At 56.2% G+C, this 13,545-nt stretch carries 11 protein-coding genes; 3 read left to right on the top strand and 8 right to left on the bottom strand.

Going from position 1 to position 13,545, the window contains the following annotated elements:
• Positions 1-28 precede the first annotated feature (28 nt).
• From ACR64Q_RS00540 to ACR64Q_RS00520, 5 genes are all read right to left on the bottom strand, one after another.
• A complete protein-coding gene (locus ACR64Q_RS00540; RefSeq protein ID WP_313733246.1) occupies positions 29-1,495 on the bottom strand; it encodes an efflux transporter outer membrane subunit in 1,467 nt (488 codons plus the stop codon).
• 120 nt (positions 1,496-1,615) lie between these two features.
• The gene (locus ACR64Q_RS00535) at positions 1,616-4,702 is read right to left on the bottom strand and encodes an efflux RND transporter permease subunit (RefSeq protein WP_313733245.1); all 3,087 of its coding nucleotides are present in this window, start codon (positions 4,700-4,702) and stop codon (positions 1,616-1,618) included.
• Complete coding sequence (locus tag ACR64Q_RS00530; protein WP_313733244.1) at positions 4,699-5,880, bottom strand: efflux RND transporter periplasmic adaptor subunit; 1,182 nt, start codon at positions 5,878-5,880, stop codon at positions 4,699-4,701. Before ACR64Q_RS00530 ends, ACR64Q_RS00535 begins: the two co-directional genes overlap by 4 nt.
• 144 nt (positions 5,881-6,024) lie before the next feature.
• Positions 6,025-6,480, bottom strand: a complete 456-nt coding sequence (locus tag ACR64Q_RS00525; protein ID WP_313733243.1) for a PaaI family thioesterase — start codon at positions 6,478-6,480, stop codon at positions 6,025-6,027.
• Positions 6,481-6,576: 96 nt separating this feature from the next.
• Complete coding sequence (locus ACR64Q_RS00520) at positions 6,577-7,392, bottom strand: oxidoreductase (RefSeq protein ID WP_313733242.1); 816 nt, start codon at positions 7,390-7,392, stop codon at positions 6,577-6,579.
• Positions 7,393-7,494: 102 nt separating this feature from the next.
• Here ACR64Q_RS00520 and ACR64Q_RS00515 point away from each other — a divergent pair, with 102 nt between their 5' ends.
• Complete coding sequence (locus ACR64Q_RS00515) at positions 7,495-7,938, top strand: winged helix-turn-helix transcriptional regulator (protein ID WP_313733241.1); 444 nt, start codon at positions 7,495-7,497, stop codon at positions 7,936-7,938.
• A gap of 92 nt (positions 7,939-8,030) precedes the next feature.
• Positions 8,031-8,756, top strand: a complete 726-nt coding sequence (locus tag ACR64Q_RS00510) for a glutathione S-transferase family protein (RefSeq protein WP_313733240.1) — start codon at positions 8,031-8,033, stop codon at positions 8,754-8,756.
• On the opposite strand, the gene ACR64Q_RS00505 is transcribed toward ACR64Q_RS00510, so the two are convergent.
• Positions 8,717-9,673, bottom strand: a complete 957-nt coding sequence (locus ACR64Q_RS00505) for a LysR family transcriptional regulator (RefSeq protein ID WP_313733239.1) — start codon at positions 9,671-9,673, stop codon at positions 8,717-8,719. The genes ACR64Q_RS00510 and ACR64Q_RS00505 overlap by 40 nt on opposite strands.
• A 430-nt stretch (positions 9,674-10,103) precedes the next feature.
• Here ACR64Q_RS00505 and ACR64Q_RS00500 point away from each other — a divergent pair, with 430 nt between their 5' ends.
• A complete protein-coding gene (locus ACR64Q_RS00500; protein WP_026603078.1) occupies positions 10,104-10,583 on the top strand; it encodes a tautomerase family protein in 480 nt (159 codons plus the stop codon).
• Positions 10,584-10,685: 102 nt separating this feature from the next.
• On the opposite strand, the gene pmbA is transcribed toward ACR64Q_RS00500, so the two are convergent.
• Positions 10,686-12,017 carry a metalloprotease PmbA gene (pmbA, locus tag ACR64Q_RS00495; RefSeq protein WP_026603077.1) on the bottom strand — a complete coding sequence of 444 codons (1,332 nt, stop codon included), beginning with the start codon at positions 12,015-12,017 and terminating at the stop codon, positions 10,686-10,688.
• Between the two features lie 58 nt (positions 12,018-12,075).
• The gene (gene tldD / locus ACR64Q_RS00490; RefSeq protein ID WP_313733238.1) at positions 12,076-13,515 is read right to left on the bottom strand and encodes a metalloprotease TldD; all 1,440 of its coding nucleotides are present in this window, start codon (positions 13,513-13,515) and stop codon (positions 12,076-12,078) included.
• Positions 13,516-13,545 lie beyond the last annotated feature (30 nt).

The raw sequence follows: 13,545 nt of genomic DNA, 5'->3' as shown, positions 1-13,545 counted from the left end.
TGATATTGCTATTACTGGTAACGGCTAGCTATCGAGACCTTGTCGATCCGCCCACCGATGAATCGACCGTCCAACCACCCCCAAAAGCTCGGTAAAGCGACACCATGGCGACGCGCACCGCCGTTTCGGCTTTGGCGCGTTCGTCGCTGATCGCCAGTTTGCTGCGCTGGGCATCCAGGACGGCGAGATAATTCCCCGCTCCGCGACTATACAACGCATCGACCAACCGGTAAGCTTTTTCCGCCGAGGCTTGCGCTTCGGTTAGTTTTCCTAAACTATCGTTCGCGGAACGGTGCGCGACGAATGCGTTCTCGACGTCTTCCAGGGCCAGCAAAAAAGTCTTCTCGTAATTGGCCGCGACTTGCTCCAGCCGAGCATCGGCGGCGGTAATCTGGGCGCGGATGCGACCGGCATTGAAGATAGGCGCCGAAAGGCCCGAGCCCAGCGCATAAACGCTATCGGCCAGACTCGGAAAACCGCCGACCGCCAATGCGCCGACGCCGCCACTGACCGACAGCACCAGCTTCGGATAGAGATCGGCCTGCGCCGAACCCAGGCTGGCTGCTGCCGCACTGACTTCGGTTTGTGCCAGGCGTAAATCGGGACGTTGCGCGAGTATATCGGCCGGCAGCAGATTTGGCATGGTCGGCGCTTGTTTCGGTAACAGGCCAACAGCGGCCAAGCGGCTTCCTAGGCTTTCCGGCGGCTCGCCCAATAAGACGCCCAAACGATGGATCAGGTTTTGCTCGGCGTTGGTCAGTCCCGGCAACGTCGCTTCGGTGCCCTGCAATAACATTTCCTGGCGGGCAAGGTCCGCCTCGTTAGCCAGTCCGGCTTTAACAAATACCTGCAAAGTCCTTAGCCGTTCGCGCTGCAAGGCGATATTGTTTTGCAGAATGCCGGTGCGTTGCTGCACGCCGCGCAGTTCCAGATAATTGGTCGCCACCTGAGCCAGCAGACCGACTTGCGCCGCATGCAAACCTTCCCTGCTGCCTTCGGCTTGCGCGGCGGCGGCTTCCGCTTCCAGATGCCGACTGCCGAACAAGTCGATTTCCCAGCGTGCCGCCAAGCCGCCGCTGACGGCATCGGCGGTAGGTGTAATCAATTTGATGCCCTGCCCGCTTGGTACGCCGACGATGCGGTCGATGCGTTTTTCCCGGCCGCCGAACAGCGAGAAATCGAGGCTGGGATACAGCGCCGCTTCGGCGACGGTGACCATCGCGTTGGCTTCGCGGACGCGAGCGGTGGCGATCTTCAGATCGTGGTTGGCGGCCAAGGCTTGGTCTATCAACTCGTTCAGCAAGGGATCGTTGAAACCTTGCCACCAAGTCTTCAGGTCCGCCGTTTCGGCGGTTTGGGCGGTTTCAGCATTAGCCGCGTGTTGCCATGTTGCCGGGCTATTGAGCACTACCTGGTCCCCGACGCGGGTCGGCGTACAGGCGATTAGACTAGCCAGGGACAGTATGGTCAGTGGTGTTAAATATCGATTATTCATTGTAAAACTCCGTGGCCGCATCGCGCGGTATCCGCGAGGATTATCGTAAAAGCGGGGTTTATTCCTTCTCCCCTTGGGAGAAGGTTAGGATGAGGGCATATAAAACAAAGCCTTATCCCCTCACCCCAACCCTCTCCCGGCGGGAGAGGGAGTTTTTGCGTCGGTACGCGCCACTCTGAACCAAGCCGCATACAACGCCGGCAGGAAGAACACCGTCAACGCGGTCGCCACCGTCAGCCCGCCCATGATGGCGATAGCCTGCGGGCCGAAGAAATCGTTGCGCGACAGAGGTATCATCGCCAGGATGGCCGCAGCCGCGGTCAGCATGATCGGTCGGAACCGCCGCACCGTCGATTCGACGATGGCCGACCAGGTGTCGAGCCCTGACTGTTCGTCCTGATCGATCTGATCCACCAAAATCACCGAGTTGCGCATGATCATGCCGGCCAGCGCCAGGATACCAAGCAGGGCCATGAAACCGAACGGCGCGCCGAACAGCAGCAAGGCGAAGGCTGCGCCGATCACCCCCAACGGCGCGGTGCTGAACACCATGAACGTCCTGGACAGGTTCTGCAACTGCATCATCAACAAGATCAGCGTGACGATCAGTACCAGCGGAATCCAGATTAAAATCGATTTTTGCGCGGTCCAGGCATCTTCCTTGGCCGCGCCAGTCTCGATGAAATAGCCGGCCGGCAACTGCTTTTGTATGGCCTCAAGTTGGGGAACGATTTGCGCCGCCACATCGGGTGCCAGCATGCCGTCGGCCACATCGGCGCGCACCGAGATGGCTGGGAAGCGGTTGCGCCGCCAACGCACGCCGTCCTCGAACACGGTCTCGAACTTGACGAACTGCGACAGCGATACCGACTTGCCATTGGCCGTACGCACCGCGACGTCCGGCAATTCGTCGGCTGCGCTGCGCAATTCGGGGCTGGCCCGCCAGACGATGTCGATCAACTTATCCTGCTCGCGCAGTTGCCCGACCGGTATGCCGGCGTAATGCGCCTGCAAGGCTTGCGACAGGCTGGCGGTCGACACGCCAAGCGCCCGGGCTTTGTCCTGGTCCAACATCAGGCGAAATGAAGGCATGCGCTCATGCCAGTCGTCGTTGACGTCCACGGTATTAGGATTGGCGCGCACGACCTCGGCTACCCGGTCGGCAATGCCGCGCACGATGTTGGGGTTTTCGCCGAGCACGCGGAACACCACCGGATAATCCATCGGCGGCCCGACATTCAGGCGCATCACCCGGCCGCGCACGTTCGGGAAATCCGTGGTTAATGCCCGCCGGACGCGCTGCATCACGCGCTCGCGGGCCACGTTATCCTTGGTCATCACCACCAATTCGGCCAGATTGGTATTCGCCAGTTGCTGCACGATCAGTAGGAAAAACCTCGGCGTACCGCTGCCGACATAGCTGGCGACATGTTCCACGTCCTCGTCCTTGGCTAATAGCGCTTCCATCCGCTTGGCTGCTGCTTCAGTTTGTTCGAAGGAACTGCCCTCCGGCAACCACAAATCGACGATGACTTCCGGCCGATTCGACAAAGGGAAGAACTGCTCGGGAACATGAGCTAAGGTCACGATACCGAGGCCGAACAAAGCCAGCGTGGCGACAATGACTTTTTTGCGGTGTGCTACGCAGGCATCCACCCAGCGGCGCAACCGGTTATAAAAAGGCGTATCGAACAAGTCGTGAACCGGACCGTCGGCGTTGCTGTGTGTCTTGAGGATGAGAAATCCCAAATACGGGGTAAACACCACCGCCCCTATCCATGACAGCAGCATCGAAATACCCACCACCTGAAAGATCGACACCGTGTATTCGCCGGCTTGCGACTTAGCTAAACTAACCGGCAAGAAACCGGCGATGGTGATCAAGGTGCCGGTCAGCATCGGAAAAGCGGTAGCGCTGTAGGCATAGGTCGCCGCACGAATCCGGTCCCAACCTTCTTCCAGCTTACGGGCCATCATCTCAACGGCAATCATCGCGTCGTCCACCAACAGGCCCAGCGCGAGGATCAATGCACCCAAGGAAATCCGTTGCAAATCGATACCGCACAGCAGCATGACCAGCAAGGTGGCGGCCAGCACCAGCGGCACGGTCAGCGCCACCACGGAACCGGTGCGCCACCCCAGGCTCAAGAAGCTGACCACCAACACGGTGGCCAGAGCTTCGAAGAAGGTTCGGCCGAATTCCGCCATCTGGTTTTTCACCACATGCGCTTGATTGGCGACTTGCTCCACGTCCATGCCCAACGGCAATTCGTTTTTGATGCCGGCCAGCGTGTCCTCCAAGTTTTTTCCGAGACCGATCACATTGCCTTTCTTATTCATCGTCACGCCCAGGCCAAGGGCCGGCTTGCCGTTGAAACGCATCTTGAATTCGGCGGGATCGACATAGCCGCGCGTTACCTGGGCGAAATCTTTGACCTTGAAGGTCCGATTTGCGATGCGTACCGCCATATTGGCGACGCTGTCTTCCGAGTCGAACGAGCCAGTCAGGCGTATCGGCAGATTGCGTTGCGCGGAAAACACCGTGCCGGCCGGCGCCATACCGTTCTGGGCCTGCAAGGCCTGGGCAACCGCCGCCGTATCCAAGCCCAGTTCGGCCAGCTTTTTGTCGGAAAACTCGACGAAAATCTTTTCGTCCTGTACACCGATCAGATCGACCTTCTCAACAGCCTTGACCCGCAACAGCTGTTGCCGGACCGAATCGGCCGCCTGTTTCAGATCGGCATAACTAAAACCCTCGCCGGAAAAGGCGTAGATCAGGCTGTAGGTATCGCCGAATTCGTCGTTGAAAAACGGTCCGATGCTGCCAGGCGGTAGCGTCATACGGATGTCATCGACCTTCTTGCGCACCTGATACCAAAGCTCGGGAATGTCCTTGGGCGGCGTATCCTCGCGCGGGGTGACGAAAATCACCGATTCGCCGGGTTTGGAGTAACTGCGCAGATAATCCAGATTGGGCAGCTCCTGAATTTTCTTTTCCAGCCTGTCGGTCAACTGTTGCTCGACTTCCAGCGCGGTGGCGCCAGGGTAGAGGGTTTTAACCACCATGATTCGAAACGTGAACGGCGGATCTTCCTGCTGACCCAGCTTGAAATAAGCGAATAGCCCACCGAGCACCACCAATGCCAGCATAAAGCCGGTGAAGGAGCGATGTTTTAGCACCCATTCGCTGAGGTTGAACGCTTTCATAGTTGTTCCTTGCTGCCGTTATTCTTAGACAATCCCAATCCTTCCGGCAAGCGCACAGCCTGTCCCTCGGCCAGACGTTGCACGCCGGCGCTGACCAACAATTGACCGGCGGCGAGGCCCTCAACGGCAATGCGTTCGCCGGCCAGTGTTTCGCCCAACCGCACCGGCGCTGATTTGACGGTGGCCGCCTGCTCGTCGACCAACCAGACTAAAGGATGATCGGGCTGGTTTTGCGGGGTATAGACGGCGGAAAGCGGGATGGCGATGCGGGAAGCGGTGTTAGCCGCGATATGAACGGTCGCCGTCATGCCTAATTGTGCGGCGTCCAGGCCTTCCAGCAAGCTTGCCTTGACGCGGTAGGTGCGGCTGGCCGGGTCGGCCGCCGAGGCGATTTCGCGGATTTTAGCCTTGAGCACCCGTTCGTCGTCCGACCACAAAGACACGCTAACGTCTTGTTGGCGCTGGATTTCCAGCAGGCGATGCTCGGGCACGTCGAAATGGATTTCCTTTTCGTCGAGCTGGGCCAGCGTCACCACGGCCTGACCGGCAGCCATTACTTGCCCCGCCTCGACAGCCAAGGCCGTGACCACGCCGTCGCGGTCAGCATGCAATTCGGTATAACTCAGCTGGTTGTTCGCCTCGGCCAATTGCGCTGCCAGCGCCGCCGTCCGCTCCCGCGCCGTGGTATAAGCGGTTTCGTGGCGCTCGAACTCCGGCTGACTGATGACTTGCTGGGTCAGCAATTCGCGGTATCTCACCAGATCGTCCCGCAAGAAAGTGCTGTCGGCCTGCGCGGCAGCCAGTTGAGCCTTTAGACCTTGCACGGCAAGGTGGTAATCGTTGCCGTCCAGTATGGCCAGCAGTTGGCCTTTACGTACCGAGTCGCCAACATCAACTTTGCGCTCCAGCAGTTTACCGGCCACTCGGAAGGATAACGGCGTCTCGATTCTTGCCCTGACTTCCCCGGCAAAGCTTCTAGCACCTGCAACGGCATGGTCCTCGATCCGAAACACTTTCACCGGGCGGGCAACCGCTGGCGCTGGTTTGTCCTGGTCGCTGCATCCGACGCTGATCGTCAGTGGCAGCAACAAAACGGCCAAAAACCGGGAATTGGCTGCGCATCGGAACTGAGGCCGGTCACGGCGGGTGGGCATTAACGGGATGTTGGGTTTCGGCATGTTGCTTCCTCCTTCGGCAAAAGGTTCGGTACTATTCGAAATAATCATTCGATGCTGTTTGCTATCAGTATCTCGGCGGCCAACCGGCATCAATAGCCGCGCCGAAATAGCGCTGTAATTGTTCGGAAAAGAAATGGTCATCACTTAGCCTCTTCGCCCGAAGATCAATAATGTCGATGTGGCCGAGGCATAGAGTCGGTCTTCAGCATCAATGAGACGTGCCTCGGCAAAAGCAGCCCGCCTCCCTAACGACAAAACCCTGCCTTCCGCTCTGACTAAGCCCGTGTTCTTGGTCATGGCCTTGTGATAGGAAACCTTCAACTCCAAGGTGGTGTAGGCCTGTCTCTCGGTTAGTCTGGAATGGACAGCGCAGCCGCAGGCGGAATCCAGCAAGGTGGCCGCATAGCCGCCGTGAACGGTGCCCAGAGGGTTATAAGCATGTTCGCCGGGCTTGCCGGCAAACACGGCTTTGCCTAAGTCGACTTCCACCAGCTCAAAATCCAGCGACACCAGTATCCCCGGCTTATGCCCCGAGGCCATCAGCTCCCGCAACTGGTCAAGGCCATTGCGCTCAACATCGGTTTTGATCACTAAATTCATACGGCTACCGTCCCTTCTCCGATATGCAGGATCGCGGCGGTTACGGTCGACGTGGCATTGTTTGAACAATGAATCATGTCCTTATCCTTCCGTTATTCAGACTATCGGCAGCTGGTTAAACTTGCGTAAGCTATTGTCTACCAAGGCTTCCGGGAGGAAACGACGCAGGAAACGCACTTGGCTTGCCTGTTTTCCGGCGGTGTAACGTCTTCTGGGTAGTGCGTCAGTCGCGGCTTTTAATATCGTACTGGCCACTACGTCCGGCGCATCGCCCGCATTCACCCCTTTACGCATCAGTGCCGCCATGTCGCTACGCACAGAGTCATAGATGGCAAGCGGTTGATCGGGCTTGGTTAGGCTTACTTCGAACGCGGTGCGGGTAAACGCCGGTTCAACCAGCACCACCCGGATGCCGAATGTGCGCAGTTCGTGGTCTAGCGATTCGGAGTAGCCTTCGACCGCATGCTTCGTGGCGGCATATAGCGCGTTGTAGGGAGACGGAATCAGACCCAATACCGAGCTGATATTGATGATGCGGCCTTTCCCCTGACTGCGCATGGTCGGCAACACGGCATTAGTGACGCGGGTTATGCCGAACACGTTCACGTCGAACAAAGCCTGAGCCTGCGCGGTGGAGGACTCTTCCGCGCCGCCGAGTAGGCCGACACCGGCATTGTTGACCAGCAGATCGATGCGTCCGGCCTGCTTCATGACCTCGGCGACCATGTTGCTTACCGACGCTTCGTCGGTGACGTCGCAGGTCAACATCGTGATTCCGTCGGCGCTGGCAAGCGTTTTGCGGCTGGTGCCGAATACTCGATAACCTGCTTGTTGCAGGGCCTTGGCGGTTACCAGCCCAATACCCGACGATGCACCAGTGATCAGGGCTACGCCAATGTCTTTATTGCTCATATCAAATCTCCTTGTGGGGTGGATAGTCTGCCGACTAAGTGTTACTATCATTTTGAAAGCAATGTTACTATCAAAATGAAACCAAGTCACTACTAAAAACGTATGAACGATAAAAATATTTGCGCCGACCCTTGTCCGATCGCGCGTTGCCTGACTTTCCTCGGCGACGAATGGAGCTTATTGATCCTACGAGACGCCCATTTCGGTTTAACCCGATTCGATCAATTTCGGAAAAGTCTCGGCATCGCACCGACGATGCTGACCCGGCGCTTGGCAACGCTGACGGAGGAAGGCATGTTGGAAAAACGGCTGTATTCGGAGCGGCCGCCGCGTGAGGAGTATGTGTTGACCGCCGCCGGCCGCGATTTCCTGCCGGTGCTGATCATGATAGGCGCCTGGGGTCGCCAATACCGTAGCGGCGGCAAGCTGGTATATATCGAGGACGCCGAAACCGGGCAGGAAATTAAACCGGTGGCCATCGACGAGGTCACGGGCGCAAAGATAGGTTCTCGGCCGATACGCTTTGTGCTGCCGGAAAATAGCTAATTTTTGGCCGATTTCTCAGTATTGGCTGGCTATGTCTAACATTTCTAAGAGACATGTCGCCGATTTTTAGAGAGGCATAAACAAAGTTCCGCATGATTACGTTGTATCAATTTCCCAGAGCCTGGAACATTCCCAATCCGGGCCAGTTTTGCGTAAAGCTGGAAACCTATCTGCGCATGGCCGGCATCGAATATCGAATCGCCGAAACCCTGCCGCTTTATGCGCCCTTGGGCAAGCTACCTTTCATAGAAGACAACGGCTATAAACTTGCCGATAGCCGGATGATTGTCAGCTATCTGCAACAACATTATGGCGATAGCCTGGATGCGCATCTGTCAGCCGAGCAAAACGCCCTGGCCCTGGCTTGGCAACGCTTATTGGAAGAACATTTGTATTGGGTATGCATGTATAGCCGTTGGCAATACGGAGCGGAGAACTGGCAAATCAATAAGCAGGCGATCTTCCAAGGCCTGCCGCAACCCATGGCGGACATGGTAGCCGCGATCTATAGACTGCGGATTCGCGGACAGATACGCGGCCATGGGATTGGCCGGCTAGCCGCCGCCGACATTTTCGAATTGGGCAAGCACGATGTGGCGGCTCTTTCCGCCGCGCTTGACGGCAAGACGTTTTTGTTGGGAAACCGGCCCAGCAGTATCGATGCCTCGGCCTTCGGCATATTGATCAATCTATTGGCCTGTCCGGTCAGCTCGCCGGTTAAGGACTATGCCTTAACGCAATCTTCGTTAGTCGATTATTGCCGGCGCATCCAGACTCGCTATTTTCCCGAGCTGGGCGAACCGAAGTTTGGCGAATGATGGTCCAGCGCGGCGCAAGCGGCGCGAATTTCATCGCGTAGCCAACGATTGGCAAGATCCTGGTCTTGTAGCGGATGCCAGACCATGACCGTGTCGTAATGCGGCAAATCCAACGGCAAGGGCACCAATTGTAGCGGCAAGTTCCGGGCGAATTGCTCGGCAGTGCGTTTAGGAAAAGCCATGACCATATCCGTTTGCGCCACGATCAACAACGCGGACAGAAAATGCGACACAGTCAGCGCCACACGCCGCTCGCGACCGTGTTCCGCTAACCAGGCGTCTACTTGCCCCGTGCTGGCCCCAGTTCTGGATACCAGAATATGCGGCAGGTCTATATAGTCTTCCAGCACTAATGCCGCAGTGACCCGGGGGTGACCAATGCGAGCCATGCAGACCATGAAATCGTCGAACAAGCGTTCGGAATTTAGATGCTTGGGCGCATTCAGCATCACGTCAAAACCCAGTATCAGGTCTATATCGGCTTGCTCCAGTGCATTGAAAGGAAAACGGCTGCTGGTACGTTTGAAGTGGATATCCACGCCCGGTGCTTGCCTGGCAATACGCGGCGCCAATATGGGCAACAATAAGGCTTCCACGTAATCCGTCGCCGCAATATTGAAGGCGCGCCGGCAAGTGGCGGGATCGAACGGCGCCGGTGCGCGAATCAAACTTTCCACCTCTTTAAGTACCGTCGCCACGGGTTCCACCAGGGACAGGGCCCGCAGCGTCGGCGTCATGCCCGCCGGGGTTTTTACCAACAACGGGTCTTCCAATTGTTGCCGCAAACGCTGTAGTACGTGGCTCATCGCCGATTGGCTAATAAACATTTTTTCCGCTGCCCGCGACACATTGCGTTCCTTCATCAGTAGATCGAAGGCGATCAATAGATTCATATCAAACGTTTTTAAGTTGGCCATGGCTGGGATTCCAAAATGTAAACGCGGGTTATGTTATCGAAAATACCTGGGGTGTTTGGCATCAAATATTTTCATAGGCGCATGAATAGAAAGCATTTTACCGTTTGCCTTCTCAGGCATAGATTTATCCCCGACGCAGCCGCCAACGTTTAGTTTCTACTCAAGGAACCTGCATCAGTTTCCCCCAAGGAATTTGCAAGTTAACGTGGCTGCGGCGTCGCCTCGCTCTCTATCGTGCAGCAAGCGTCTGATATTGCCGGGAGGTATTTGGCAAACGCATTTGCCAATCATGATGTTGAGCCGATGGTCGGAGAAAGGGCGCTCGCAACACATTGACGATAAACGTCGGGTTTTGCCGGAACGCTAATTCAGAAAAACAAGGTGGTCAGTAGGATCGCCAACACTTAATTTCAATTACAGGAGAATCATCATGCCTTTGTGGAAAGTCTATCATCCCAGCGCAGCCTTCAGCGCGGACGACAAACAAGAGCTGGCTGAACGCATCGTAAACATATATGCGGCAGTACCGATCCCAAGGTTTTACGCGGTAGTCATTTTCGAAGAAGTGATTAAAGGCAATTGTTTCGTCGGTGGTGTGCGGAATGACAAGTTTATTCGCTTCAAGGTCGACCAAATCGCTCGAACGCTACCGGGTCCCATCATACGAGAATGGTGGATGCGAACGCTTGACGAAGTCATTGCACCCTTTGTTAAAGAACGCGGTTTCGATTGGGAAATTTCAATTGACGAAACCCCATTTGATCTTTGGTCACTACAGGGCGAATTGCCTCCGCCCTTCGAATCGATAGCGGAAAAGCGCTGGGTTGAAGAAAACAAGGCCAGCCCTTACACGTACCAAGAAAAACTACCCTCAGGTCATTTTTTATTGACCCCAGGCGTAACGGGTTGATTGATGATTAACCCGTGATAAATAGGGCTGGGTAAATAATTCCAAAGGGGGCTGGGGCGCTTGGACATATATTATCGGCCGCACAGACAACCCAGAGGACATTTACTCGCCCGCAATCGCCATCCGCTCCAGCAAGATCGAACCAACCCTGATATTGCCGCGCAAATCCACATCGTTGCCGATGGCGACGATATTGCGCAGCATGGACTTTAAATTGCCGGCAATGGTGATTTCTTGCACCGGATACTGGACTACGCCGTTTTCCACCCAAAAGCCGGATGCGCCGCGCGAATAATCGCCGGTCACCCGATTAACGCCCTGCCCCATCAACTCGGTCACCAACAAACCGGTATCCAGCAATTTCAGCATGCCGGCAAAATCGTGACTGCCGGGCTCGACGGTCAGATTGTGCACGCCGCCGGCATTGCCGGTGGTTTGCATGCCCAACTTACGGGCCGAGTAGGTGCTGAGCACATACGATCTTAAAATACCGTCGCTGACAATATCTCTGGCCCTGGTCGCGACACCTTCGGAGTCGTAACTGGCACTGCCCAGCGCACCGCGCAGGAACGGTTGCTCATGAATCCGCACGAAGTCCGGCAAGATTTGCGTATCCAGCGTATCGAGCAAAAACGAGGATTTGCGATATAAACTGCCGCCGCTGATCGCACCGATCAACGCGCCGATCAAACCGGACGCCATTTCCGACGCGAATAATACCGGACATTGCCGCGTACTGAGACTACGCGCATTGAGGCGGGCTATGGTGCGTTGCGCGGTTTTTTCGCCGACTTGTCTAGCCGATTCCAGGCCGTTGGCATTGCGGGCCACGCTATACCAATAATCGCGCTGCATCGCATCGCCGCTGCCGGCCAACACCGAGCAACTCAAAGAATGCCTGCTGGACTGGTAACCTTGCAAAAACCCCAGGGAATTACCGAATACCCGCGTGCCTTGATGCGTGTTGACCGACGCGCCTTCGGAATTGCTAATCGCCTTATCGTAGCCGCGCGCGATGTTTTCACATTCGATGGCAATGTTTATCGCCTGTTCGGCATTAATGTCCCAAGGATGATTCAAATCCAAATCAGGGAACTCGGTAGCCAGCAACTCGGCATCCGGTAAGCCGGCATAGTCATCGTCGCTGGCGTAACGGGCGATGCTGCAAGCAGCCTTGACGGTTTCTTTCAAGGAATCGGAAGAAATATCGTTGGTGCTGGCGGAACCTTTTTTCTGCCCGAAATAAACCGTGACGCCTATGCCTTGATCGCAGTGATACTCGACGGTTTCCACTTCCCCCAAACGCGCCGACACAGACAGTCCGTTGTCGACACTGAATGCTGCTTCAGCGGCACTGGCACCTTGATGCTTGGCTTCGTCCAACAGCTGCTGAACGACATTTTTTAAGCGATTAATTTCTTCCTGATTTTGCACGGTAAGTCTCTTAGAATTCGATTACATGTGTGGGCCGAAGCATGTTGGCCCGGGGCAATTAAACGCTGGTGCCGCCGACGGTCAAGCCGTCGATTTTCAAGGTAGGCTGACCGACGCCGACCGGCACGCTTTGCCCGTCCTTGCCGCAGGTACCGACGCCGCTATCCAGGGCCATGTCGTTGCCGACCATCGATACTTTCGTCAATACGTCAGGACCGTTACCGATCAGCGTCGCGCCTTTCACTGGGCGGGTAATTTGGCCGTTTTCGATCAGATAGGCTTCGCTGGTGGAAAACACGAATTTGCCGGAGGTAATATCGACCTGGCCGCCACCGAAATTCCTAGCGTACAAACCTTTTTTAACCGAGCGGATAATCTCCTCCGGGTCGCTGCTGCCGGGCAACATGTAGGTATTGGTCATGCGCGGCATCGGCAAATGCGCATACGATTCGCGGCGGCCATTGCCGGTGGGCTTCACGCCCATCAAGCGGGCATTGAGCTTGTCCTGCATATAGCCTTTCAAAATGCCTTTTTCGATCAACACGGTGTTTTCGGTAGGCGTGCCTTCGTCGTCGATATTCAAGGAACCGCGCCGCCCAACTAAGGTGCCGTCGTCGACCACGGTGCATAAATCTGAAGCCACCCGTTCGCCGACGCGACCGCTAAATGCGGAAGTGCCCTTGCGGTTGAAATCGCCTTCCAGGCCGTGCCCGATGGCCTCGTGCAGCAAAATGCCCGGCCAGCCCGGCCCCAACACCACGGTCATATTACCGGCCGGCGCTTCCTGGGCCTGTAAGTTGACCTGTGCCAAGCGCACCGCTTCGCGGCCGTATTCAAAAGCCCGGTCGTTTTCCAGAAAGAAACTGTAATCACTGCGACCGCCGCCGCCCATGCTACCCTGCTCGCGCCGACCATTTTCGACCATAATCACCGTCACGTTCATCCGCACCAAGGGCCGCACATCGGCAGCCAGGGAACCATCCTGATTGGCAATCAAGACACTGTCATAGGCCGCAATCAAACTGACCATCACTTCTTCGATGCGGCTGTCCAGTTTGCGAGTTTCGCTGTCGACGCGTTTCAATAAATCGATTTTTGCTTGATCGTCCAGGGACTTTAAGGGATTCAGCGGCTGATACAACTGCGGCCAGCTCTTGGCGACCTCAATCTGGCGCCGCGCCTGCTGTCCTTGTCTGACAATGGCTTTGACGTTGTTAGCGGCTTCCAGCAAAATCGGCAATTCGATGCGATCACTGTAAGCAAAACCGGTTTTGTCACCGCTGACGACGCGCACACCAGCCCCGTGCTCTATGGAATGACTGCCTTCCTTGATGATGCCGCCTTCCATGGACCAGGATTCGAAATGACTGGACTGAAAGTAAATATCCGCAGCATCGACCGGCACGCTGAGCAGCGCGGCCATCACTCGATCTATATCCTGGGTTTGCAAGCCATTGACGGCAAGAATGGATTGGGTAACTTGTTCTAGTAATGGCATAAGAAAATTAAAAATAAAACGGTTTCGTCA

The sequence above is a fragment of the Methylomonas sp. 2F7 genome (assembly GCF_057126975.1).
This window is presented reverse-complemented; position numbering and strand designations above follow the sequence as displayed.